Source organism: Brevibacterium sp. Z349TD_9, from assembly GCF_056173565.1.
Map to the genome: position 1 here is coordinate 1,788,069 of NZ_CM149680.1, position 24,207 is coordinate 1,812,275.

28 protein-coding genes and 1 other annotated feature are annotated in these 24,207 nt (G+C 66.3%); of the genes, 1 reads left to right on the forward strand and 27 read right to left on the reverse strand.

Annotation, left to right across the window (positions count from 1 at the left end):
- Positions 1–24 precede the first annotated feature (24 nt).
- Positions 25–390 (forward strand): hypothetical protein, encoded by a 366-nt coding sequence (locus tag AC0VYB_RS08105; protein ID WP_475385124.1) that lies wholly within the window; start codon positions 25–27, stop codon positions 388–390.
- On the opposite strand, the gene AC0VYB_RS08110 is transcribed toward AC0VYB_RS08105, so the two are convergent.
- The 27 genes from AC0VYB_RS08110 to AC0VYB_RS08240 all read right to left on the reverse strand — a co-directional run bounded on the left by AC0VYB_RS08110 (position 387) and on the right by AC0VYB_RS08240 (position 24,168).
- Entirely contained in the window at positions 387–1,523 is a 1,137-nt protein-coding gene (locus tag AC0VYB_RS08110; protein ID WP_475385125.1) for a hypothetical protein, read from the reverse strand. The two genes, AC0VYB_RS08105 and AC0VYB_RS08110, sit on opposite strands and share 4 nt — an antisense overlap.
- A 1-nt stretch (position 1,524) precedes the next feature.
- A complete protein-coding gene (locus tag AC0VYB_RS08115) occupies positions 1,525–2,682 on the reverse strand; it encodes a hypothetical protein (protein ID WP_475385126.1) in 1,158 nt (385 codons plus the stop codon).
- Complete coding sequence (locus AC0VYB_RS08120) at positions 2,679–3,035, reverse strand: hypothetical protein (protein WP_475385127.1); 357 nt, start codon at positions 3,033–3,035, stop codon at positions 2,679–2,681. The genes AC0VYB_RS08115 and AC0VYB_RS08120 overlap by 4 nt, the downstream gene beginning before the upstream one ends.
- Positions 3,036–3,141: 106 nt before the next feature.
- Positions 3,142–3,507 carry a hypothetical protein gene (locus AC0VYB_RS08125; protein ID WP_475385128.1) on the reverse strand — a complete coding sequence of 122 codons (366 nt, stop codon included), beginning with the start codon at positions 3,505–3,507 and terminating at the stop codon, positions 3,142–3,144.
- 1 nt (position 3,508) lies between these two features.
- Positions 3,509–4,507: a peptidoglycan-binding protein gene (locus tag AC0VYB_RS08130; protein ID WP_475385129.1), complete on the reverse strand. Its 999-nt coding sequence runs from the start codon at positions 4,505–4,507 to the stop codon at positions 3,509–3,511.
- Entirely contained in the window at positions 4,504–4,707 is a 204-nt protein-coding gene (locus AC0VYB_RS08135) for a hypothetical protein (protein ID WP_475385130.1), read from the reverse strand. Before AC0VYB_RS08135 ends, AC0VYB_RS08130 begins: the two co-directional genes overlap by 4 nt.
- Before the next feature lie 36 nt (positions 4,708–4,743).
- The gene (locus AC0VYB_RS08140; RefSeq protein ID WP_475385131.1) at positions 4,744–5,175 is read right to left on the reverse strand and encodes a hypothetical protein; all 432 of its coding nucleotides are present in this window, start codon (positions 5,173–5,175) and stop codon (positions 4,744–4,746) included.
- Positions 5,172–5,648 (reverse strand): hypothetical protein, encoded by a 477-nt coding sequence (locus AC0VYB_RS08145; RefSeq protein WP_475385132.1) that lies wholly within the window; start codon positions 5,646–5,648, stop codon positions 5,172–5,174. Before AC0VYB_RS08145 ends, AC0VYB_RS08140 begins: the two co-directional genes overlap by 4 nt.
- Positions 5,649–5,650: 2 nt before the next feature.
- Positions 5,651–8,530 (reverse strand): pyocin knob domain-containing protein, encoded by a 2,880-nt coding sequence (locus tag AC0VYB_RS08150; protein ID WP_475385133.1) that lies wholly within the window; start codon positions 8,528–8,530, stop codon positions 5,651–5,653.
- Positions 8,531–8,649: 119 nt separating this feature from the next.
- On the reverse strand, positions 8,650–9,573 hold the full coding sequence (locus AC0VYB_RS08155; RefSeq protein WP_009381362.1) for an IS3 family transposase: 924 nt from the start codon (positions 9,571–9,573) through the stop codon (positions 8,650–8,652).
- Positions 9,481–9,609: a sequence feature (AL1L pseudoknot), on the reverse strand. Its footprint overlaps the gene before it by 93 nt.
- On the reverse strand, positions 9,570–9,875 hold the full coding sequence (locus AC0VYB_RS08160) for a transposase (RefSeq protein WP_009381361.1): 306 nt from the start codon (positions 9,873–9,875) through the stop codon (positions 9,570–9,572). (Overlaps the previous feature by 40 nt.) Before AC0VYB_RS08160 ends, AC0VYB_RS08155 begins: the two co-directional genes overlap by 4 nt.
- Before the next feature lie 278 nt (positions 9,876–10,153).
- A complete protein-coding gene (locus AC0VYB_RS08165) occupies positions 10,154–10,588 on the reverse strand; it encodes a hypothetical protein (RefSeq protein ID WP_475385134.1) in 435 nt (144 codons plus the stop codon).
- Between the two features lie 3 nt (positions 10,589–10,591).
- A complete protein-coding gene (locus AC0VYB_RS08170) occupies positions 10,592–11,431 on the reverse strand; it encodes a hypothetical protein (RefSeq protein ID WP_475385135.1) in 840 nt (279 codons plus the stop codon).
- A gap of 38 nt (positions 11,432–11,469) precedes the next feature.
- The gene (locus tag AC0VYB_RS08175; protein ID WP_475385136.1) at positions 11,470–12,207 is read right to left on the reverse strand and encodes a LysM peptidoglycan-binding domain-containing protein; all 738 of its coding nucleotides are present in this window, start codon (positions 12,205–12,207) and stop codon (positions 11,470–11,472) included.
- Entirely contained in the window at positions 12,204–16,247 is a 4,044-nt protein-coding gene (locus AC0VYB_RS08180) for a transglycosylase SLT domain-containing protein (RefSeq protein WP_475385137.1), read from the reverse strand. Before AC0VYB_RS08180 ends, AC0VYB_RS08175 begins: the two co-directional genes overlap by 4 nt.
- Positions 16,248–16,265: 18 nt before the next feature.
- Entirely contained in the window at positions 16,266–16,418 is a 153-nt protein-coding gene (locus tag AC0VYB_RS08185) for a hypothetical protein (RefSeq protein WP_475385138.1), read from the reverse strand.
- 32 nt (positions 16,419–16,450) lie between these two features.
- The gene (locus AC0VYB_RS08190) at positions 16,451–17,014 is read right to left on the reverse strand and encodes a hypothetical protein (RefSeq protein WP_475385139.1); all 564 of its coding nucleotides are present in this window, start codon (positions 17,012–17,014) and stop codon (positions 16,451–16,453) included.
- Positions 17,015–17,193: 179 nt separating this feature from the next.
- Positions 17,194–17,622, reverse strand: a complete 429-nt coding sequence (locus AC0VYB_RS08195) for a hypothetical protein (protein WP_475385140.1) — start codon at positions 17,620–17,622, stop codon at positions 17,194–17,196.
- An 18-nt stretch (positions 17,623–17,640) separates the two neighbouring features.
- Entirely contained in the window at positions 17,641–19,098 is a 1,458-nt protein-coding gene (locus tag AC0VYB_RS08200; RefSeq protein WP_475385141.1) for a hypothetical protein, read from the reverse strand.
- 3 nt (positions 19,099–19,101) lie between these two features.
- Complete coding sequence (locus tag AC0VYB_RS08205) at positions 19,102–19,416, reverse strand: hypothetical protein (protein WP_475385142.1); 315 nt, start codon at positions 19,414–19,416, stop codon at positions 19,102–19,104.
- Between the two features lie 55 nt (positions 19,417–19,471).
- Complete coding sequence (locus tag AC0VYB_RS08210) at positions 19,472–20,059, reverse strand: hypothetical protein (RefSeq protein WP_475385143.1); 588 nt, start codon at positions 20,057–20,059, stop codon at positions 19,472–19,474.
- Between the two features lie 4 nt (positions 20,060–20,063).
- A complete protein-coding gene (locus tag AC0VYB_RS08215; protein WP_475385144.1) occupies positions 20,064–20,525 on the reverse strand; it encodes a phage virion morphogenesis family protein in 462 nt (153 codons plus the stop codon).
- Positions 20,526–20,528: 3 nt separating this feature from the next.
- Positions 20,529–21,056: a hypothetical protein gene (locus AC0VYB_RS08220; RefSeq protein ID WP_475385145.1), complete on the reverse strand. Its 528-nt coding sequence runs from the start codon at positions 21,054–21,056 to the stop codon at positions 20,529–20,531.
- A 75-nt stretch (positions 21,057–21,131) separates the two neighbouring features.
- The gene (locus AC0VYB_RS08225; RefSeq protein WP_475385146.1) at positions 21,132–21,494 is read right to left on the reverse strand and encodes a hypothetical protein; all 363 of its coding nucleotides are present in this window, start codon (positions 21,492–21,494) and stop codon (positions 21,132–21,134) included.
- Between the two features lies 1 nt (position 21,495).
- Complete coding sequence (locus AC0VYB_RS08230; protein ID WP_475385147.1) at positions 21,496–22,383, reverse strand: major capsid protein; 888 nt, start codon at positions 22,381–22,383, stop codon at positions 21,496–21,498.
- 13 nt (positions 22,384–22,396) lie between these two features.
- Positions 22,397–22,765: a capsid cement protein gene (locus AC0VYB_RS08235; protein ID WP_475385148.1), complete on the reverse strand. Its 369-nt coding sequence runs from the start codon at positions 22,763–22,765 to the stop codon at positions 22,397–22,399.
- A 2-nt stretch (positions 22,766–22,767) separates the two neighbouring features.
- Positions 22,768–24,168, reverse strand: a complete 1,401-nt coding sequence (locus tag AC0VYB_RS08240) for a phage protease (RefSeq protein ID WP_475385149.1) — start codon at positions 24,166–24,168, stop codon at positions 22,768–22,770.
- Positions 24,169–24,207 lie beyond the last annotated feature (39 nt).

Sequence of the window (24,207 nt, forward strand, 5' to 3'; positions counted from 1 at the left end):
CGTATAACTATCGGAAGTGGTGCTGTGGCTCGACCGTCGAAGTCGTTCAACGACCTCCCGCAGAATTGGCAGGATTGGCTTCGCCGCGTCGAGAACGCCGACACCAAGTGGCGGCGGCGCGAACGCGAACGCGAGGAACTGCTCGCCCGGTTGGAGCGGAAGAACGGCGTCACCGGTAAGACGCTGCGGAACCTCCCCGAGGCGAAGGAAGCGTGGCAGAGCGTGGAGACCGCGCGCATCGAGCGCGCAGAACTTCTCCTCGCCGCCACCGAGGACGGGGTGTCCACGTACCGGCTCGCGAAGCACCTCGGCTACCCGACGCAGCACGCCGTCGCCTCCGCTATCCAGTCCCTCAAGGGTGAGCGCGTCGACTACCGGAAGAAGGACTAGAACACCACGCCGACGGAGTCGACCTGATTCCACGTCTGCAGCTTCTGGTCGAACACCTCCCACGTGGGCGGTTTCGCCGTGTCGAACTGGTCCCACGTCACCCGTGCCTCCATCGGCATGATGTAGAACCCCGCCGGTGCCACCGACAGCCTGGACAGCTTCGTCCACACCACGTCGAGTCCGCCAGCGTCGGCGATGGACTGCACGTCGGAGGCGACGATGATGACCCACGGGTCCGTGGGGTGCGGGAACACGCCGAGCGGTGCGTCCGATCCGAGGACGCGCGCCGCCGCGTCGCCGATGTGCTTGCGGGTTCCGATGTAGGGTGCGGACCCGGACGCGCGGGAGAGGATCGCCTGCCGCGTCTCGGCGAGCGTGTTCGGGCGCGGGTCGATGCCGAGCATCCGGGCCAGCCACGGGAGCATCTTCTTCGGCGTACCCGTCCACTCCGCGACCCGGCTGATCGCCTCCTCACGGGTGTCACCGACGGCGGCCATGAGACGACGCGCGCGGAACCCCACACCCGCCGCCGGGGACGGTGACGGGTACACGAGCGTGCGGAGGTACCCGCCAGCGGGGAGCGCGGCGACCTTCGCCACGGTGATCGCGCGCCGGTACTCCTCACCATTCGCGTCCACGGTGAGGTGCTGCGAGCCGGTGATCGTGGCCCCGCCGTACACGCCGATGGTGTTGACCCGCGTGAGTGGCTTCCACTCGCCGATCAGCTTCACCTCGGCTGAGAACGCGATCCACTTGCCCACGGCCAGGCCGTTGCGAGCGTCCCAGTTGTCCCGGGTGTCGAAGTAGAGCGGGTCCGCTTCGTTGGTCTGGATCATCTCGACCGCCGGATACCCACCGTCGTCGACGAGGTACTTCGAGTCGGAGGTGAACCTGAAATTCGCCAGTGACAGGGTGCCGTCGTCCGCCGGGTCCGCGATCAGGTTGGTCGTGTTGATCGTGGTGAGGCTGCCGCTCTCGGCCATGTCGGCGTAGTGCCGCACCTGCGTCATGATGGAACCCGGACCGTCGAGCCACCTGCGCAGCGGGTACGGGTTCGGCTCCTGCACGGAGTCGGCGATCTTGTACTGCTCCGGCAGCATCTCCCACAGGGCCAGCGTCATGTCCTCCGTCACGTCACGCCTCCCCGGTGATGTTCACCGTCACCGATGCGATGCGGGGGAGAGCGGCGAGTCCCGTGGAGGTCAGCTTCACGCTCGTCGACGACGGGCTGCCGCCCTGCACGGCGATGGTCGACTTCGTCACCAGGGCCACCCCCGCAGCCTTCGCCGCCGTCGACGTGACCTCCGTCGCGAACACCTCCGTCCGCCACGGCCACCCCAGCGGGGAGAAGTAGGCGCGCAACTGGTCCTCGACGTTCTTGCGCACCACGTCCGTGTTGTAGGGGCGGTTCTGGACCACGTCGACGACGAGGCTGATGCTCGTGTACACGGGCGGCACTACGTGCACGGTGAGACCGGCGAGAGCCATGTCGGTAAGCCGGAACCGCAGCTCGTCCATCACCTGCTCGGTGAGGGCGTTGCCGGACCGGTCGGTGGCGACGACAGTGATGTGTCCGAGGGCCTGCCCGGACTGGTCGGGGCGGGTCAGGTTCAGGGCCTTCGCGCGCCCCACACGGTCGTCCTCGATCACGGCCAGCTCGAACTGCTGCGGGAGCACGAGGGTCGCGACCTGCCGTTGCAGACGCGCCGATCCGCGCTGGTACAGGGACTCGTCCGTCTCGGCGTCCGCGCCGCCGGAGAACGGCGACACCACCCGGGCGAACTCGACGAAGTACAGCGGGTCGACCACGTCGAGCTGCACGTCCTCAAGACCGTTGATCTCCCCACCCACGTCGACCATGACGGCGTTCGCGGTGCCAGTCAGACTCTCCGACGTGGTGATCGTCACCGACTCGGTGGTCAGCAGGTCGTAGGTCTCCCCGGTCGCCTCCAACGTGAACCGTAGCCGAGTGCCCGACGGCACCGTCTGCGTGGGCGCGGACTCGTCGACGCCGAACTCCACACGGGTCGTCGCCGCGACACCCGGGGACCGTTCGACACCGTAGAGACGCAGGAGCTGTTCGAGGACGGTCTCGGGGAGCTGGTTGATCGCGTACACCTCCATGCCCACCATGATCGCGAGGGCCTGCAGCAGCACCATCTCCGTCTGCGACTCGTCCGGTTCCCACTCGGGGATGGACTGCCGCATCCGGTCGACCGCCGCCTGCACCAGTTCATCCTCGCTGGTGGAGTCGATGAACGACACATCCTCGTAGTTCGCGCTCTCGCTCATTCCTCGTCGTACCCCTCGCCTAGTTCGTCTCCGTCAGTCGGCTCGACCTCCGCCAACCGCCACTGCACCTCCGCCTGCTGCACCGACTCCTGCGGCCACTCCACGGAGACCTCCTGCACCTCGATGTGGGTGAGGTTGTAGTCGTTGAGGACCGTGGCCACGTCCGCGGTTTCCAGTCCGACGAACGCCGGGTCGGGGATGCCGAACGACGCGGCCATGGGCCGTTCCCCGAGCACGGTGGACACGATCACGAGAATGGTCTGTCCGGCCTCCTGCTCCCCACCCTGGGGGATGACGGCGGCGTTCCCAGCCGGGGTGATGTTGAACGGGTATTGGAGGATGCGGTGCGGCATGTGCCCATGGTGGCGCGCCTGGCCGGTGATGGGTGGGATGAGGGACGGGAACGCCCCGCCGCTCAGATGGGAGCGGCGGGGCGCGACTGTTGCGTGTGCGGTCGAACTATGACTGGTCGGGGCTGTCGTCGACGGCCTCGCCCTGGGCGACGGGCTTCCCGGTGAGTGCGTTCTGCGCGGCCTCGGACGCCCCCACGGGCTTCCAGAACCCGTAGTGGAGGGCGACCGCGCCGATGAACGTGAGGAGGCCGTTGAACAGGCCCTGCCAGAGGTCGTAGGCCACTCCGGCCTCGGCGGCGGCCAGAATCTCCGTCAGGAGCGACGACACGAAGGAGAGGAGCGCGAGCAGAACCGCCTTGACCCTCGCCGACGTGACCCGGGTGGTGACGAGTCCCACCAGGAGCGGGAGGACACCGACGAGTACGAGCTGGATGACTCCCGCCCAGTCGAATGTGAACGTGAATTCGGGCATGTCAGGTCACCTTCTCGTTCCAGGTCGCGTTCCAGGTCTTGAGGTCGACCTTGCCGGTGACCTTGAGGCCCTTCTCCTTCTGGAACTGGCGTGCGATCTTCTCCGACGCGGGACCGAACTCGCCGTCGACGGTGAGTTCCCAGCCGCGGGACTTCATCTTCGACTGCCACTGCCGGATGCCGGGTTCGTCCTTCTTGAGGGCACCGGAGTGGTTCTTCGCGTTGTTCGACTCGCGCCCGATCCAGTGGTCGTTGGGCCACGGGAACTTGGGTGCGCTCGACTTCGGCTTGGGCTTCGGGCGTCGGCGGGTCGCCCACGTCTTGGAGTCGACGACTCCGGTCTGCGGGAGGCCGTTGCGCTTCTGCACGGACTTCGTGTCGCGCTCGGTGTCGTCGCCGAAGTATCCGTCGACCTTCGACCCGGTGTAGCCGAGGCCGAACTCCTGCCACTCGCGCACGGGCGGACCCTGGACGCCGTTGCGGAGCTGGTCACCGTACTTCACGGCCTTCCACTTCGACGAGGGGGCGGGTGCACCCTTGCCGCCCTGCTTCTCACCGGCGCGAATCTTCTTCGCCAGGGCACGCACCGCGGCTGAACCCCGGTTGATCTCGAAGTGCATCTCATCCTTGCGGTTGCGGTAGTCCCCGCCCCACCGGATGACACCTTCGCAGGCATTGAGGATGCGGCGAATCGCCGTGACCTGTCCCTTGGTGAACGTACCTCGGGCACCGAGCCAGTGCTGCGGTGCGTTGAGGTCCACCGCCGTACCGGACGCATGGTTGGACAGTGCGGAGCCGCCGCGGATGGGCCGCTCGGCGTACCCCCAGCAGCCTGGCCATTCCAGCTTCTCGACCTCGTTGTGGAACCGGTTGACGACGTAGACGAGGATCGTCGCCACGTCGCCCTTGCGCATGGCGAGTTTGCCGCCGGGCACCTTGTAGGACGCGATGAGGGATCGGTCGTTGGCCTTCCATCCGTTCTGCGAGACGGCCACGGTCACTCACCACCCTCGAAGTCGTCGGGGAAGTCGGCCTCGTCGGCTTCCTCCTCCTCGTCGGCGTTGTCCGGGTCGGGAACGTCGATGCCGTCGACGTAGTCGAACTCCTCGGTCTCGTCGCCGTCGTCGAACTCGTCCGGGTCGGGGATGACCGGGTCGTCCTCGATACCGGCCTGAACAGTGGGGTCTGGGGTTTCGGTCATGGGTTCCTCCTGTGGTTGTCTCCCGCGCCTGTTGTGTCATGTTTCAGGCGGGTTAGGTGGGACGTTGGGCGGAGTCGGCAGAATGCGGGGGAGCGCGAGAGGTGCGCGGTGGGGGATCGGCGGTATCGTGCCGTCGGAGATGCCGATGATGAGCACGTCGATGTAGTCCTCGGCGTTGCGGTGCTCAGCTCGAATCTGGTCAACCTCCGCCTTCGTCTCCGCCCTGAGAGTCGCCATTTGGGCGGCCATGTCGGTCTTGAGGGTCGCGATTTCGTCCTTCTGCTCCCTGATCTGGTCGCCCTGGGCCTTCGCGAATGCCTCGAACTCGGCGGTGAATCCCGCGCGTGCCTCCGTCTCCGACTGCGACCTGAACCGTTTCGCGTTCACCCGGGATGCGTAGAGTGCGCCGAGGCCGCCACCGCCCATGAGGATGGTGATGACCGCGATGACGATGTTGATTTCGCTCATTCATCGCCCTCCTGGGTGCGGTTGAACCGCCGCTTCACCTTCTCCCCCAGCAGCCGTGCCGGTCCGCGGACTAGCTGGTTGAGGGAGAACCACCTCGCAATGAGGTAGGAAGACAGGGAACCCATTAGGCCGAACGCGACACCGGACCCCAGGTTCTCGCCGGTGATGACGGCCCACCCGATTGCAGCCCAGTAGACGAGCACGCCACCGGTCATGAACGGCAGCATCGCGTACTCGATGAGGAACGCACCGCGCAGCGTCGCGACGGCGGCAATGAGGCCCGTGCACAGGAACATCGACCACACCATGAGTTGGTCGGGTTCGGCGGCGAATAGGAGCGATTTGGGGAGTGTTCCGACCGCCCCGTAGATACCGGCGATGACGAGTCCCGCGTGTCCGATGCACCGCGAGATTCGTTCCCCGAGCGAGGGCACCGGCAGCGGGTTGAAGGCCGCCATTGCGTCGTCACTCACGGTCATCCTCCGTAGGTGTTGATCGGCAGGGCCGGGTAGATCATGTTGAAGTACAGCCACGGCCTCGACCCCGGCGTGCCGTCGTAGCGGTAGGCGCGAAGCGAGTTGCGGGGGTACCAGGCGGTGCACCACCGGCTCGTCCCCGAACCCTGCTGCACCCCGGCGTCGAACTTGTACGGCATGAGCGTGTAGTCGGCACCGGGAACGGTGGCCGCCGATTCGGAGGTCTGCACGAACCACCCGAGGTTCGCACCGGCATCCGAGTTGGAACCGGTCAGGCCCGAACTTGTCGACGTGGCGGCACCGGTGAGGTAGACGTTCTGCCCGATCCGGCGAATCGTGTACGGTGCCGAGGATGTGTAGAGCTGCCCGGCAGATGATGTGTTGTGGATGAGGGGTTCCTCGGTCGTTGCCTCGGCGACCGCCCTGGACACGGAGGGAATGTCTTGCGTGTCACCGGCGACGCACGCCCACGCACCCCACTTCGATGCTCCGGGGTTGTAGACCCGTTCCCAGGCGAACCCGATCATGAACTTCGGCTGGCAGTCGAGGAGTTCGATGCGCTGCGTGGTGTAGTCCAACCCTTCGGGTCGAACGTCGACCTTCCAGATGGGGTCTTTGACGAACCCCGCCGACAGACCGTTCGCGACGGGACCGCCGACCGGCACACCCTTCCACCAGCCCTCAATCACACCGGTCTGCGCGTTGTAGCGTCGCGCATCGAGGTCGGAGGCCATGGCCCCACCGAGACCCCACCCCACGTCGGAGGGGACGACGCTGGTGAGTTTCTGGCCGCCCTTGAGTTCCTTGAACTGGAAGTCGAGGGGCTTGAAGTCGCGGGTGTTGATGAGCTTCTGCCACGAAGTCCACGCGTATGCCCCGACGGGGAAAGACTGTGCGACATAGGAGCGCACGTAAGTGGCAACCCCGTCATCCCACTTCTGGATGAGTTCCTGGCCGCCGTTGCTGAGGACTTCGAGCACCGCCGACGCGGTGCTCGGGGTGTTGTTGTTGAGAGCCGCCGACTGGGCCGGGTAGGAGTACAGACCGGGCGTGGTGAGGGTGTTCGCGTTCGTCGACGCCGCCACACTGGTGGGTGCGTGCACCGCCGAGAACGCAGCCTTCGACGTGGCAATTGACTCGGCCCACATCTTCGCGTCGTTGCCGGTCGCGGCATCCTGGGCGTCCACGTAGGACTTGTTCGCAATGTCGAGGCTGCTCGACGGGTTCTTGACCCGGGCGCGCCCGGACGAGTCGCGGATCATCATGCTCGACGCAGTGTCCGCCGACGTGGCCCCGTCGAGCTTCGCCTTATCCGCGCGCGGCATGAGACCGTCCGTCGAGGACGTGGCGAGGTCGGTGTACGCGAGTTCCTGCCACGCCGACCACCCCGTGTTGTAGCGGCCACGGACGTAGACCTTGTTGCCGGACGAACCGTTGTAGGTCTGGTAGGTCTGGAACGTCATCGCACCGAGGTTCGATACCGCGAGGAACCCGGCCAGCGGCACCGGGTAGTTCGAGCCGTTCGTCGCCTGTACGTTCTGACTCTGGATGTAGAACCCGTCCGTCTGGTAGGTGTTCAGGTCGGCTGCGTCCGGGATCGCGGTCGCGGCGGTGACCTGTCGGGCGTCTCCGGCGTCCACGTATGCCTTGGACGTGGCCCCCGAGGGCGACGACGGGGCCGACGGAACCGCAACATCCCCGGCGGGGGTGCGACGCACGAGCGCGTTCGACACAGAGTTCGACGTGGCAGTGTCGAGGACGCCCTTGTCGCTCTTCGACATGAGGCCGTCGACCGTGGACGACGCCAACGGGATCGCACCGACCGCCGACGACGCGGCAGCCGACGCCTCGGCGCGCGCGGTCGCATCCACGTAGTCTTTCCGCGCCGCATGATTGGCCTGCAGGGGGGCGGACGCGTCGAGGAACATCTGCGTGAACGTCGCCTCACCGTTGGCACCGCGCCGCACGAGGGCGTTTGCGGTGGCCGCCGAGGTCGCGGTGTCGATGAGGGCCTTGTCGGCCTTCGCGAGGAGACCGTCCGCCGACGCGGTCGCGGTCTCAGTGCCAGCGAACTCACGCCACGCCGACCACCCGGTCGCGCCGCCGTTCGTGGCGCGGAGGAACCGGCGACGGTTGCCCCAGTCCAACCACTCCTGCATCACCCACGCACCGGAACCGAACTTCCACACGAGGAGCACACCCGCACCCCCGTTGATCGGGTACCCGTTCGCGGTCGTCACCGGGGAGGCCGACGGTTGCTGGTACTGGCCCTCGGTGAGAATGTCGTTGATCGACCCGGACCCGGCGGACAGGGCGAACGGGAACCGGGCAGCGACCGACGCGTCGACGTAGTCCTTGCGGGTCGCGTGGTTGACGGTGACCGGTTGCGCGGTGAGAGCGACGGCGTTGAAGAACACGCCACCGGACGACGACCGGGACACGACCGTGCCCGGCGTCGCATCGGGGGTCGCAGCATCCAACTTCGCCTTGTCGGCGCGCGACATGGCCCCGTCGACCGTCGACGTAGCAAGCGGCAGGTTGTGCGTGTGATCCGCGCGCGCCGCGAACGCCGACGCACCCTCGACCGCCGCCGACGCCGCCCCAATCGTGATCTGGGTGCCGCGTCCGCCGCCGCCGATCTTCGCCGTCGTCACCCACCCGGTCGCCGTCGAGCGGTACAGGCGTTGCTCGTCGACGACCCACATGTACACGCCCCGCTTCGGGGCGGGACGGTCCGCGAACGTAGCCACCTCAACGTCGATTGCCACGAGGTCGTCGAGACGGCCCTGCTGCGCGTCCCACTCGGCGCGATTCGGGTGGAGGTCGGTGCCAGCCGACCAGCGGTCAAGGCCCAGTCGGGGTGATTTCGTGACTGCCATACCCGCACCATGACGCGACCGGTGCGAGCCTTGTGGGACGGGCCGGGTGTCGCCCGGTCAGTGGTTCGCGAGCACCCTGTCAAGCCCCGGGTTTCGTAGAGGCTCCTATTCTTGGTTTCCTAAGCAGCCGCGGGTTCTGTCCCGGACTGGTTGATCCATTCGGAATGGACCTCGACGGGCGGTCGGTAGTTAATCGCTGAATGCAACCTGGACTGGTTGTACCAAGCCACCCACTTCGACGTCTCCGCCATCACCTCGATCAACCCCGACCACCCCTTCCGGTCGATGAGTTCGGCCTTGTAGACCGAGTTCAGCGCCTCGGCCATGGCGTTGTCGTACGAATCCCCACGCGACCCCACCGACGCCACGACCTCGGATTCCGCCAGGGTCTCGCCATAGCGAATCGATCGGAATTGCACCCCGCGATCCGAGTGGTGCACCAGCCCGGAAACGTCTTCACCGGCCCGATATTTCGCAGCGAGAGCCATCGTCAGAGCGTCCCTGGCCAGGGACTCCCGCATGTGGTTCGTCACCTGCCAGCCGACGATCTCCCTGTGGAAGACATCGAGGATGAACGTCGTGTATACCCACCCAGCAGTCGTCGGAACATAGGTGATGTCCGCGACCCATAGACAATTGGGTGCCGGTGCTGCGAACTCACGCTCGACAAGATCATCCGGACACTCCTCAGCCCTAGCCGAAGCCGTCTTCGGGCGCTTCCTCCTGCGTCGAATACCGTCGATGCCTAACTGGCGCATCAACCGCTCCACCGTGCAGCGGGCCACCGGGCCGAACTGATCCGCGTACTCGCGGTTGATCGCCTTCCACATCTTCCGCACCCCGTAACACGAGTAGTTCGCCTCATAGACATCCTGGATGACGACCATCAGCGCCTGGTCTCGGCGGGCCCTGGCCGATGGTTCGCGTTTCTTGAACGCGTAATACGAGCTCACAGCAATCCGTGCCGCAGTCCCGGACAGGGCGCGTACGATTGGCTCGACTCCGAACTCGTGACGATTGTCGTCGATGAAGACGACAATCACTTCGATGGGCGGTCGAGCTCCGCCGCGAAGAAAGCCGACGCTCTCTTCAAGATCTCGTTGGCCCGCTTCGCTTCAGCCAACTCCGCCCGCAGCCGACGGTTCTCCGCTTCCAAATCGACTGACTCAGTCGGTGTGGCCTTGCCGGAGTCTTTGTGCTTACGGACCCAGACTCGCAGGGTCTCTTTGCTCAGACCGAGCTCGCCGGCGACACGGGTGATTGCCCCGTTCGCCGTCTCCGGATCGGCCTGAGCATGAATGACGAGTTCGACGGCGCGAGCCTTGAGTTCGTCGGTGTATTTCACTGGCAAGAGAGAATCTCCTTCTTCCAATCTCCCTGCCTCTATTATCCCCGGGGCGATTCACCCCTGTGACCAGGAGAACCCCGGGCATCCCCTCCACCGACTGCACGATCACCCGGTCACCCGCCGCGACCGGGCGCGGTAGCACCACCGTCGGCAGCGGACCCACCGAATCACCCCCGGACAGGCGCGGTGCCTGCACCCACAGGCGACCGTCCGCGTCCACCTTCTGCACCGTCGCCCGGTAGACGCCCAACAGCCCGGGACGCTTCGGCTGACGGTCAAACCTGCGTGCGACCACGGACACTCCTCATGTACACCGTGTACGGCATCTCGAACGCCTCCACATACCGCTCCCGGGTGGGGAAGTGGTTGATGACGAGACCCCCACCCCACGACTCCGCGACCCGGCCCCCGCCGAGGGTCAGGCAGATCGACTCGTCGACACCCCGCACGAGGGCCAGACCCGCCGTCGTGAAGTCCACACCCGTCGCCAGGTACGGGCGCAACCGCAGCCACGCCACCAGTTCCCGGTCCGCGGGAGGCCACACCTCGGAGTACTTCGCGGCCACAATCGACATGACCTCGGCAACCGACGCGTGCCAGCCCTCCACCGGCAGCTCGAACCCGGCGAGAGCGGCGTCAATGTCGACGACCTCCGCCACACACGACTCGGAGACGTTCGACGCCAACCACGGACCCCAAATCTTCTCCACGACTCACCCCGCCTTCTGCGGAACCGGGTCGCGGGGCCGCATACACGACACCTCCACCGGATTCGAGTTCGCCAACGGGATCGTCACCGACTTCACGATCCACTCCCCGTTGATCCCGTAGTAGTTGCCCGAGAACTTCACCGTGTCCCCGGGCTTCATGTCACCGGCATCGTAGGACAGCAGACCGAACGACAACTCCTCCGTCGGCGACGAGTCGGCACTGTAGTTGTACAGCGGCGACCCGGCGAGCACCGCGGAGTAGCTGGTCGCGGAGTTCCACCAGAAGTCCCACCGGTCCATCCCCGACGGGCGGTGCTTGACCAGCCACGACGGTTTCGCGAGCACACCGTACTCACCGGCCTCGAACAGCCATGCCCCGAGTTCGTCTCGTGCCCGGGACATGACATCCCACGTCGACTCGGCCTGCGACCCCGACTGCGCCTTCTGCCGGGCGAAGTCGCGGGAGCCGAGACCGGACTGGACGATGGGTTTGAGACCGGCCTCCCGGAACCGGGCCTCGAACCACTTCTTCACGTCCTGCTTGCCCCAGTTCTTCGCGCCCCGCTGCTCCTTGAGCTTCGCGGTGCCCTTCGACCGGACGGTCACGGCCAGCGACCCGGTGTTCGGGTTCACCGCGAACCCGCGCACCTCGAACCGCAGCCACCCGTCGTAGATGACGGTGGTGCCCTTGCGGATGTTGCCCTTGTTCCACAGGCTCATCGCGGTGTCGTCGATGAGGTCGACGTTGAGCTGGTTGACCTGAGAGGATTCGAGGCTGATCTTCGACCCGGCGCGGACCTGCCCGGTGAGGGTATGCGAGACACCGGCCCCGCTGAATGACACCTTGCGGAGCCGGTTATCTGTCCCGGAACGGTAGCGGCTCATGGTATGTAGATGATCTTCCCGATAGGGATACGGCGCACATTCTTGATCTTGTTGCGCTTAGCGAGAATGCGCCATTTGTAAGGGTTCTTGTAATACTTCTGGGCGAGTTCCCAAAGGGTGTCGCCCTTCCGCATTTTGTAACTCCGCTCCTTCTTCTTCGGCTTAGGCTTCGGTTTCGCCTTCTTCTTCGGCTTGGGTTTGGGCTTCTTCGCCGCGGTCGCCGGAACGTCCGACGCCTCCACAAGGGAGAGAGTCACGTCGGCGCGCGAGACCAACCCGGTCGGGGTGCGCTGCGTGACGTTGACCTGGAAGTCGTCGATCACCCACCACCTGCCGTGCTCAAGGGCCTGCGACCCGTGCCCGGTGAACCTGATCTTCTCGTGCCTCTCAGCCCGATCCATGAGCCACCGCACCTGGAAGTCCACGGGCCGCTTCCAATCCCGGTAGCCGATGCTCACCTTCCACGACAGGGTGCGCAGCTTCTTCGACTTGAACCGCCTCACCGGCGTCAGACCCTCACGCTCAATCGTGTCGAACTCGGACCCAGCGGTGAACGAGAACTCGGGCGGGTGCCGCAGCAGCCCGTCGCCCATCACGTACACCGCATTGCGCTCCGTGATGATGCGGGGACGGCCACCGAGCAGCGTGGACGTGCCGGACCATTTCGGCCCCTTCGTCGTGACGATCTTGCCGCCACCGACGTTCGTCCGCTCGTAGTAAATCTTCTCGCTCAACGCCGCTCCTCCCACTCGCGTTCAATGTCCTCCATAAGCTCCTCCACGGCCTCCCGGAGGTACGCGTCGAGGTCGTCGACGCCGTACACGTCGCCTTTGATGTTGATGTTGACCTGCTCGACGGTGAGGGTTCCGCCGCCGCCCTGCGTCATCTCCCGGATGCCGGTGGTCACGAGGTCTGCCTGCTGACCGGTGAGCACCATCTCCGTGTCGTTCCCGGCGTTGAATCCCCACGTCCCGGGTGCCCACGGGCCACCGTTGTCGAACACGCTGACCGGACCGGCAGGGGTGACGAGGCCGCCCGTCTTGTAGCCGCCCTTCTTGTTGTAGGCCGCTGGCAGGGAACCGTACCGCTTGAGCGCATACCGCATCGACGCGACCAGGTTCGACATGGGATCCCAAATATTCTTGTTGTAGGGAGCCTTGGCGTTCGCGCGGAACGTCGGGTCGATGACCTGCATGAGGCCCTTCGACGGGGTTCCGCGCCTGGCGTTCACGTCCCAGTTGTTGATCGCGCGCGGGTTACCACCCGACTCCTGTTTCATGCGCCTGAGGACGGTGTTGACCATCGCCGTCGACGTGGACTGGCCGACGAACTTGAGGGCTTCGATGACGACCTGCGTCCACCGCTCGACTCCCTTGCCCTGGCCGCCGGGGTCGCTCACCGAGCCGGAGTCGGCCCCGGAGTTGAACGGGTTGATCTTGTCGATTGCGCCCTGGACGAGGGACTTCGCCGCGTTCTTGAGGCCGTCGCCGAACAGGCCGGAGCTGTGCTTGAAGTTCGTGATCTTGTCGATCCAGCCCTGCAGCGGGTTGAGGTCGAAGAACGGGAACCCGCCTCCGCCGCCGCTGCTCGCGGCACCGCTGAATTCGCCGATATCGGCACCATTACTTGTGTCGATGTGGAGGTGATTAAAATGCCCTGGGGCACGCCATATCACCCGTAGTCCGGGGAATTGTGATTTGAATTCCTTAACCCATTTATCGAAGAATGCTTGCTCGGTTGCATTAGTGCCGCCCGGCCCGTAGTTGAGGTCAACCGCGCGGTCCTGGTAGTGCAATGAATTCTTCGAGTGGCCGGACCGGACGGCCCCGCCGAACGCCGGGTGGCGGGAGCCACGCGCACCCTTGCGCACCCACCAGTTCGCGCCGTCGATGAGTGTGCCGCCGGAGGCGAACGCGGGAACCCCGTCGACGGTGCGGAGCCGCCCGGTGCGGCTGCTGCGGCGGCGGAACTCGCTCGCGCCGACGCCCTGCGGTCCGTTGATCGCGTGGAGGAGCGGGAGGTGCTTACGGGTGGCGTTGGCGTTGACGACGAACTCGCCGTTCGACAGGCGCGCGGGGATGGAGTCGGAGGTGCCGGAGCCGGGGCCGCGGACTCGGCCACCGGTCGCCATTTTCACTTCCTTGAGCTTCTTGTCGTCCATCCCGAAGATGCCAGCGGCCCTGTTCCAGATGGGCAGGATGCCCTTGTTGTAGACCGTGTTGACGACGAACTCCGCCGGACCCTTCGCGGCGTCCTTGATCCCGGTCCACGCTTTCGCGATCACGTCCTTGGCGAGGTTGAACCCGTCGCCGACGGCGCGGATGCCGGACTTCATCGAGTCGAAGATGACTTTCAGCCCGTTCCACATCGTCTGCCCGGCGTTCTTGACCGCGTTGAACACGGGGGAGATGAGGGTGTCTTTGACCCACTTGATCGCGTTGCCGAGGGCGTCCCAGCCCAGCTTGAAGGCGTCGAATACGGGCTTGATCGCGTTGAACCACATCCAGCGTGCGGCGGACACGACGGCGTTCCACACCGGCTTGAGGACCGTCTCCCAGATGATCTTGATGCCGAGCAGGAGCGCGTCCCAGCCGAACTTGAACGCGTCGAACACGGGCTTGACCGCGTTGTTCCACATCCACTTGGCGGCGGCGACGATTGCGTCCCAGACCGGTTTGAGGACGAACTCCCAGTACGCCTTGATTCCGGTGACGAGGAGGTTCCACCCCCACTGGATTCCGTCGAACGCTGGCTTGATGCCGTTGTTCCACAGCCACATCGCGGCGGTCGAGATTGCGTTCCACACGGGCTTGAGGACGAACTCCCACGCCGCGCCGATGAGGGTGGCGACTATGAGGAACCCGATCTGCATGGCGTCCCAGATCGGTTTGAGCACGTTGTTCCACATCCACTGTGCTCCGGCGACGATGCCGCTCCAAACGGCCTGCATGATGGGTACCGCGGTCGTCTGGAACCAGTTGATGACCGCGCCGACGGCGATCTGGATTGCCTCCCAGGTGGGCTTGAGGACGTTCTCCCACATCCAGGTCGCGCCGGTGACGATTGCGTTCCAGACGCCTTGCAGGATGGGGACGACCGTGTTCTGGAACCAGCCGACGACCGCGCCCACCGCGGTCTTCATCGCGTTCCAGACGTTCTCCCAGACAGCCTTCCCGGTCTCAGTTTGAGTGAAGAACCAGACGAGCGCACCTACAAGGGCACCGATAGCGAGGACGATCCACGTAATTGGTGAGGCGAGGAGCGAGGCATTCCACGCGTTCTGCGCCGCCGTGGCGATAGCGGTAGCGACCGTTCCGGCCACGAGCACACCGCGATAGACGCCGTAAGCGACCGCTGCGCCAAGAAGGACCATGCTGAGGGGCCGAAGCCAGGACACGTTGTCCTGCACCCAGCCGCCGAACGCTTTCAGCCCCGCGATGGTTCCGTCCAGCGCGCCCAGGACAGTGTCGAGGGCACCCGGGAGGACTCCCGAGAGCCACGAAAACAGGCTGGACACATACGGGATGAGCCGGTCGCCTATCTCGGTCTTCATGTTCGCCCACCCGGCGGTGAGCTTCTGCTGCTCGTTCATCACCGTGCCGGACTCGTCCGCGAACCGCCCGTGCGCGTCCGCGGTCTGCTCCATGATGAGCGCGATGGTCGCCGCCTGGTTGGCCTCGGTGCCGAACGTCTTCCCGACCTTCTTGAACCCCATCTCGGCGGCCTTCGCGTCGACCGCGGCCTGGGTGAGTGAGACACCGTACTTCTCAATCGGGTCGCGTTCGCCGCGGAGTGCCGAGGAGATGGACTCGACGGCCTCGGCGGCGGTACCGCCGAACATCGCCGACATGTCGGCTCCGGCCTTGACGAGGTCGGTCGTCTTGGACCCGAGCACGTCCATCGACGTGCCGCCGTTCTTGAGCTGGGCACCGAGCACGGTCGCGAGTTCGCCGAACTGGTTGATCGAGAGGCCGACGGACTGGTCGGCGGTCTTCGCGAAGTCGCGGACGGACTTCGACCCGCCCTTGAACACGGCGTCGATAGCACCCATCGCCTGCTCGGCGTTACCGGCCTCGACGACCATGTCCTTGCCAAGGGTGAACGCCCCACCGATGGTCAGACCGACGCCGAGGGCACCGACGGCACCCTTGAACGCGTTCGCGAACCCGGAACCGCCCTCCTTGCCCTCACGCTTCGCCTGGTCGGTGAACTTCGACAGGGTGCCCTTGGCCTTGTTCAGTCCTGCCCGGGCGGCCCCGTCGACCTTCCCGAACGCCTCGCGCGCCTTCCCGGAGATGGGGGCCAGCCCGGTTCCGAACCCGGTTGCAGCCTTCGACGCTGCACCCCGCACGTTCGAGGCGAACCCGTTGAATCGGGAACCGGCACTGCTGAGACCGGAGTTGACCTTCGACACGGTGCCCTGCACCGCGGAGGCGAGCTTGCCCCACCCCGACGATGCCTTCGCCGTCGCGGTCTCCTGCTGCGCGATCTTCTGCGCCGCGGACCCCGACGCGGACCCCATGCGGGTCATCGTGGACACCGTCTTGCCCGACTGGGTGTTGAACGCCGAGACGGTGCGTTCGCCCTGCTTGAGGGCCTTCTCCAGCCCGGTGGCCTTCTTCTCGGCCTTGTCGTACTCGAAGTTCTTCCCCGCCGACGCGGAGGCGGCCTTGCCGGTGGCGGCGGTGGTCTGGTCGAGGGCCTTGTTGACCTGCTTGAGGGACGGGGTCAACTGGTCCCTGAGTGCGACCGTGTAGAGGAGCGTTTCGGCCACCGCCGCCTACCTTTCGGGCTATTTGCCCTTACGGGCTTCTTTCATCTGCTGCTCGCGCTGCCGTGCGTTGAACTGCAGGGCCGCCACACGAATCGCGGTCCTGAACTCATCGCGCTCCTCCAGGACGGCCACGGGGTCCATGCGGAACTCCGCCCCTATCTGCGCCGCCATGCGCACCTCGTGCCGTCCCTGGAGGATTCCCGCTAGGCGCGAGAGGTAGGGTTTCCCGCGTCGTCGACGGAGTCACCGAACCCGGCGTCACCGATGAGGGAGTCCGACATGGACGTGGTGCCACCGTCGCCGAGGAGCCTGCGCACCCCGTCCGCTGCGGTGTGCGAACCGGTGATCGAGAGCATTTCCTCCGACCGGAGGGTGATCGGCTCCCCGTCGTCGTCGACGAGCTGCTTCCCGCCGATCCACACGGCCACGGACTTCGCGGCGAGGATCAGAGCCGACGCCTTACCCGCGTCGACCTCGTCGCCGCGTCGCTTCGCCTTCGCAGCCTTCTGGAACCGGTTGAGTTCCTGCGTGGTGATGTTCTTCGAGAACTCCAGCTCGACGGATGCGCCGAGCTTCGGGAACCGGCCCTCGGGAACCGGGTAGTTCACGGTGTCCTTCTCCGCCTCCTCGATGCTCGCCTTGAGCTTGTCGAGGATCGACGTTTCGGAGATGGTGACGACGCCCGTGCCCACCGAGTCGTCGCCGTAGATGCTGTCTGAAAGCTCGTCGGTGTCGCTGTAGTCGTCGAGCTTGGAAAGGTCCACCATTGCTGTCTCCTTGTGTGAGTGGAGAACCCGCGATCTGCGGGTCTGTGGCAACGATGCGTGGGATGAAAACACGCGGGTGGGACGCGCGCAGTGTCGCGTCCCACCCGAATGCCCGGCCCCCGAGAGTGTGGGCGGTCGGGAACCGGACCGGCATGGAGACGATGCCGGAACCTGAGGTGTCAGACCGGTCGCGTCGGCGCGAGCGTGATCGACCAGGTGGCTCCCTCACCCGACGACGCGTCAGGCTCGGGCGGGGTGACCGCCTTGAGCACGCACTCGGGGTAGGTGGTCGGCTTCCCGACCTTCATGAAGTCCGCATCCGTCGGCTGCTTCGTCACCGTGAACACACCCGACCCGACGACCTTCTGCAGGGCGTCGATGATCGGCTGGTCGCGGGTGGGCCGGTACGGGCGGGTGAGTTCCAGATCGCCCGTCGTTGCGGGGCCGCCGAGCATGTCCGGGTAGGACGCTCCGCCCTCCCACACGGGGTTCGTCTCGGCCTCCACCGCGCCGCCCGACATGGACGCGAACGGGTCGACGACCGGCACCGGGCCAGCCGTGACGTTGCAGAGGAACTGACGGGCGGCTGCTGCCTTGCCTTGTGCCATGGTTCTTCCTTCCTATTCTCAGACGCTCGCCGTGAACGGAACCTTGACGATTTCCAGTTCGATGAGGTTGGCGGTCGGGGACAGGCGCACGGACACGCGAGCCACGATCTTGTTGGCGGACATGGACTCCGGTGTGTTGAGGGTTCCGTCGACGACCACCCGGTAGCCGGGGTCGACCTCGTTGCCCTCGGCGTCGCGCATCGGGAAGAACCCGTTCGCGAGGGCGATGGGGTCGAGGACACCGACGAGTGCCGACTCGATGCGGGAGGTGAGGATGTTGCGTCCGTCGATTTCCTCGAACACGAACGGGTCGAGCACGTCGGCGCACAGCACCGCGAGGGAGTTGAGCATGTCGCGTGCGGTCAGCATCTCGAACGCCTCGGCGTCCGCCGACAGCGACCACCAGCCGTAGAGGCGGATGCGTCCGTTGGTGTTGATGATCCCGGACACGTTGGCTTCGGCGAGACGGTCGTTGAGGGCCGTTCCGACGGGGGTGACGGTGTCGAGCACCCACTCGGCGGTGGAGATGTCACCGGCGGGAGCACGCCATGCGCCGACCCGGTTGTGGACGAGCGCACGCTTCGCGGCTGCGTACCCTTCCGGGGGTGCGGTGCGGCGCGCGGTGCCGTCGGGGACGACGATGTGCGGGTAGAGTAGGGCACCGTACTCGGCGAGCGGGGTCGCGGTGAGTTCCGCGGCGATTCCGACCACGTCGGCCTCGGACGCGCTGGCGTCGGCGGCCATGAGCGCGACACGGTTGTTGTCGGCGGCGTGCTGGAGGAGTCCCGCGCCGACAATGTCGGCGGGGTAGCCGGGGACCGCAACCGAACCGGTACCCCAGTCGGTTCCGGCGTTGTCGAGGGCACCGATGAGGTCGGTGCCGACGATGGTGCTGCGCTTGTCGTCGCCTGCGGAGAGGGCCGCGCCGTCGTTCGCGGCGAGGGTTCCCTCGGCGTCTCCGGTCAGGTTGGCCTTGACGTACACGGACCGGGAGTTGATCGCGCGAACGGCTTCACCCGCGGTCGCGTACGTGTAGGTCTCGTTCCCCGCCGGGCCGGTGAGGGTGACCTTCGTGCGCGCCGGGGCGAAGTCGGTGGCGGCGATGGTCTCGACGGTGACGCCGAGCTGTTCGGACCACGCGCCGGGGCTGTACGCCTCAAGGGTGACGATGGGCGTTCCCGTGTCGTCGGTGAGTGCCAGGGTGCCGCTGGTGGCACCGGAGCCGGTGGCGCGGACGACGACGGCCTCCGAACCGCCCTCCTCCCAGAACGTGCGCAGGGCGTCGTAGAGGGGCGAGTTGTAGGCGGTGCGGCCACCGAACACGGACTCGAAGTTCGCGATGGAACGGATGACGGTGGGCTTGAATGCCGGGCCTCGCTCGGTGAGTCCGGCAACGAAGAACCGGCCCGAGGTGACGCCCGAGTTCGAGCGTCCGGCCTGGCTGCTGGTGGTGACGTGAACGCCGATTCGGCTCATGGTTCACTCCTCCTTCTGAGTGGTTCGGGTGCGCGACTTGCGCGACGTGGATTCGGGGGCTGGCTCGGGGGCGTCCGCCTGCTCGGGTTCGGTGGCCGGTTCCGGCGTCGGCTCCGGGGCCGGTTCGGGGGCCGGTTCCGGGACGACGGGTTCGATGAACTCGACGGGATCGGGAACCAGGACGAGTCGACGCGCCTGAATCAGGCGTGCCGAACGCCGGTCGCCCGGGTTCACCTCCGCCACGCCAAACGCGTCGATCAGGTGACCGGCGGTGTCGAACACGAGCGGCTGGGATGTGGTGTTTCTGTAGCGGCTCATGCGCTTACAGTGACCGGGCGGATCGTTCCCGGGTGGGACGGGTGGCGTGTCGGCATCACTGCAACGCCGGGTGGACTGGGATCGACTCGGCGACGCCTCGGCTCGCGAACGGAGACTCGACGGCTTCGTTGACCTTGACCGGGAAGTTCACCACCACGGCACCGACGAACCGGGACGACCCGTCGGGGACCACGTCGGACGGTTGGGAGGCGACCTTGACCGGGTTGATGACGATGGACTCACCGTCGGCGAGGGTGTCGGGGGAGATGTCCTTGCGCTGCAGGATCGTCTCCCGCACCGCGGACTCCATGATTTCCGTCTGCACCTCCGTCGACTCATACGAGTCCGACCGGCAGATGACGTACACCTCGACCTGGTACACGAACACGTACATCTCCGTGAACGCACCCGACTCAGGTGTCGTCAGCGTCGAGTCCTCCTGCTGCATTTCCTGGTAGGTCACGAGGATCGCCGGGAAGTCACCGATGGTCGTGATTTCCGGCATGTACGGCAGTGCGGGGGCAGGGTCGGGGAGTTCCCACTCGGAGTAGCCGTGCCGTTCCCGGATCGCGTCGACCTTGCCGGGGAGGGCTTCGTTCAGGCGGTCGCCGACCGCCCGGATCACACCGTGTGCACCGATCATGGGTTCACTTCCATTCCTTCGCGAGGGCGGCCTGGATGATGCGTTGGAGGCCGCGCTGGGACTTGTTGTTCGCCCTCAGTAGTGGGGGCCGGGCTGGCATGAACGCGGTTCCCCGCTGGTGGAAGATCGCATAGGGCACGTCGGTTCCGAACGTTGCAGCACGCTGGGTGATGACCTCGACGGCGAACGGTCGCTTCGTCAGCGACCGCACGAGGTCACCGGAGTATTCGAGGATCGGTTTACGCCCGACCGCCGCCATTTTCCGGGCCGCGTAGCCGGGGGACAGGGCGGCCCACTTCGGTGGGTACTCGCCGCCCTCGGACGCGAACTGTTTCTTCTGCTCGCGCTGGAACCAGTTCGCGGCCTCTTCGTACACGGGCCGCGGGTCGGCTATCGCGTTGTGGAGGCGACGGAACTGGAGCTTGATCTTCTCCTCGCCGTCGACCTTGACCGATAGGACTGTCATCGCTCACCACTGCATTCGGTCGCGGAAGAACGGGGCCGGGAACCGCCCGGACCCGGGGAGGCGGCTGAGCATCCCCGGTTCGGGTTCGAGGTCGTCGGGGTTCTCCTTCACCCAGTCCTCGAACGCCTCCACGAGTTCGTCGAGTCCGGTGAGGAACCGCCGCCACAGCACCTCCGCATACGACGTGGTGTCGGTCTGCTCCGCCTTCTCCGGTGCGGCTGCGGCGTAGAGGTAGGACGCGGCCCCGTTCGCGACGAGGTCGTGCCCGGCGACGGCGACCCGGCGGTACAGGCGCGAGTCCTCCCGAATCCGGTGGAATGCGGTGATCCGGGTCTTGAGCCGGTTCGCCACGTCGGTGATCCACTCCTGCACCTGCCGGTCGTTGAGGTACACGGTGCCCTTGCGGACTTCCTTGCCGTGCTGGTCCCGGCCTGTGTCTCCGATTGCGACTGAGACGGTGTCGACGAGTTGCAGCACGTCGCGGACGCTGACGCCGAACTCGGAGTATCGTTCCTCGGCCACGTCGGCCATGCTTGTCTCCTCAGAATCGTGCAACGCCCGGCCCTCGCGGTTGGTACCACGGGGGCCGGGCGTTGAGTTGTCCGGTCAGGCGAGGGCACCGAGCGCGATGCCGCGCTCGTACACCTCGGGGGCGACGGTGATGGTGTCGCCCTTGACCGCGGTGACGGTGATGTCACCCTCCGGGTAGGAGAATCCGGCCACGATCACGGTGGCCTTGCGGGTGCCGGGGCCGACGACCGGTTCCGGTGCGACCCGGTCGTCGCTTTCCTCCGCGGTTGCCTTCGCCTCCGCGTCGGTGATCGTGGCGTTCTCAACGGCTTCCTCGTCAGCCGTCTCCGGCTCCGTTGCGACCGCCACGTCCGGCGTCTCCTCCGGCGTCAGCGGTGCCTCTGCCGGGTCCGCCTGCGGCTTCTGCCGAGGCGAGTTGGTGCGACGGGTCGTAGCCATGTCAGCTCACCCCCGTGATCTTCACGGCGGCCAGCGGGTCGGTGACGACGGGGACGAACGTGCGCCACGCCTGCAGGACGTGAACGTGCCGGTTCTTCTCCTCGTAGGTGTCGGCCTTGACGCCGCCGTCCTCGTCCGCGAACGTGCCGATGTTCTGCTTCGAGGTCACCCACACGGTTCCCTTCGGGACGAACTTCGACTTGATGTACTGCATGTCGAGGAGTCCCGCGAGGTCGCGGGTGAGGACCGGGTTGAGGTCGGCGTTCTCGCGCGGCAGGGCGTCCCGAATGTCCTTGCGGGTGCGCAGGGTCAGGGAGTCCTGGGGGTTGATGAGGACCGTGTCGGACACGTACCCCATATCCGAGTCGTCGATCATCGACTGCGCCTGGGCGAGGTTGATGAGCGGGTCGGCGGAGGTGCTGGTCCACTGGGTGCTGACCACGAGGTTCGGAATGTCCTCGTCACGGTTGAGCGCGGCGACCGCGATGAGGTTCGACTTCCGGAGAACCGTGTTCGCGAGCTGGCCGACCTTGCGACGGTACGCGGCGGTGTCGTTGCGCTGCACGGCCTTGAAGGTCAGATCGACCTCACCGCCGTACCGCTTGACCATCGCGAGTTCCGACTTCACGTCCTCGGAGGTGAGCTTCGGGAACTCGGCACCGTCGTCGATAGCCTGCGCCTCACGGTCCAGGTACAGATCCTGGTCGGTGCGGTCGAAGATCACCGCGCCGCCGTTCGCCGGGGACTGGCTGAACAGGTAGTCGACGATGAACTGGTCCTTGTTGATTTCGCGAAGCTTGCGCTCAAGGCGGGTCGGGTTCGCGATCAGGGCTTCCAGGTTCGCGTTCGCCGGGTCGATCTTGGGCGGGAAGAAACCGATGTTGGGCATGTCGTGATCCCTTTCAGAGCATGTGGACGGATGCCAGCTCATTGGCTGCGGCATCCGCGAGGACAAGGCCACGGGCGACGGCACCTTCGGCGGAGGGGACCGCCTTGCCGTCTGCGCCAGCGGCGACGGTGGAACCGGCGGTCAGCGACGCACCGGCGGTGACGGGGACGATGCCGCCCGTGTGGGTGAGGAATTCCTCGCCCTTCTTCGCGTCACGTGCGGACACACCGAACGTGAGGTCACCCGCGGCGGAGTGCGCGACGTGGGGGACGTTGTAGGTGCCGCCAGCACCGAGGGTCACGAACCGGGCACCGGTCACGTCCTCGTTGGCGACGCTGGTCACGTCCTGGCCGGGCTTGAAGTAGTGGAGAGACTGAACCATGGTCAGGCGTCCTTTCCGGTAGTGCCGAAGATTGCGTCCTCGAAGTCGTCGAGGGCCTTCTCCTGTGCCTCGGCGAACGATGCGGCTGCCGGGGCGTGGGAGCTGCCCAGCTCCTCGACGGGGACGACGGGGGTGCGCGCCGACAGGAGCGTCATCGTCGGACCCTCCGAGTCGTCGAGGGCCTTGCGCCACGCGTCGACCTCGTCGGGGTGGAGGCGGCCCTGGGAGAGCGCGGCCTCGATTGCGTCGTCGCGACGCTTCGCGTCACGCTCGTCCTCGATCTGCCGGAGCCGGGTCGCCATTTGCGCGTTCTGGGCCGTCATCTCCGAGAACGCGGCCTCGGAGACGACGACGCTGCCGGTCGGTGCTTCGGAGAGACCGGCAGGGGGTGCCTCCTCACCGGCGGGGGCCTTCTTGGCCTCCTCGAACGCGGTCGTGAGGGCGTCGATTGCGGAGTCGGGGAGTTCGATTGCGGCGTAGTCCTCGTCCTCGGGGACTTCCAGCCCCAGGGTGGAGAACAGGTCAGCGAGCGTTGCCATGTCGCCTGTCCTTTCGGTAGTAGGTGGTTCGGCATAAGACTGGGTGGGCTGATCCGCGACGGGTGGGACGGGTGGCGTGTCGCTTGCGGGTGCTGCACCCGCGGACTTCGGGATGTAGCCGACCGTCGCCGACGGTTCGACCTCGACCCGCTCACCGGAGAGGACGACCTGCCCGTCGGTCTCCGTGTACGCCTGCTGGAAGTACCGCGTCGCCGCCCCGCCGTCGGGGGAGGGGGTGGCCTGCTTGAACCAGAACAGGCGGTCGGTGAAGTCGACGACGGCACCGGCACCACCGATTGCGGCCTCCAGGGCCTGCCGGGTCTGCTCCGCGGTCAGCGGTGCGCCGAGCTTGAAGTGGACGACGTACCCGTCGCCCTCATCGTCGATTTCGTCGCCGTGGGACAGGGCGGCGTGGACGTTGCCGAGTCCCTTCACCGCGGGTGGGGTTGCGCCGAGGAGGGCGACGGCGGTGATGACGCGCTTGAACTTCTTCACGATTGCGCCAGCCGCGTCCTTGAGGGCGACGTTCGACCGAATTTCGACGGACCGGTGCGGGTACGCGGAGGGCATCTTCTCCGCGAGTTCGACGGGCACGTTGATGAGGTCGCCGCGGATGCCCTGCCCGTCCTCGGTGAGGTGGAGGTTCGCGACCTGCCCGTAGGCGGGTTCACCGTCCTCGTTCGCCGCGGGGAACCGGTTGTCGAGGTGGCCGATCTTGATGACTGCTGGGTCCAGGTCCGTGTCGGCAGCCGCGTCCGCCATTGCCTGGAGGTCGCCAGCGGTGACGGGCAGGTTGCCGCCGATGCTCGCGTTCCAGGTGCCCGTGCGCAGCAGGAGCACGTCCTTGATAGTTGTGTACGCCATGCGCACAGAGTGAAGCGGCCCATCCCGGGGTAGTGGGAC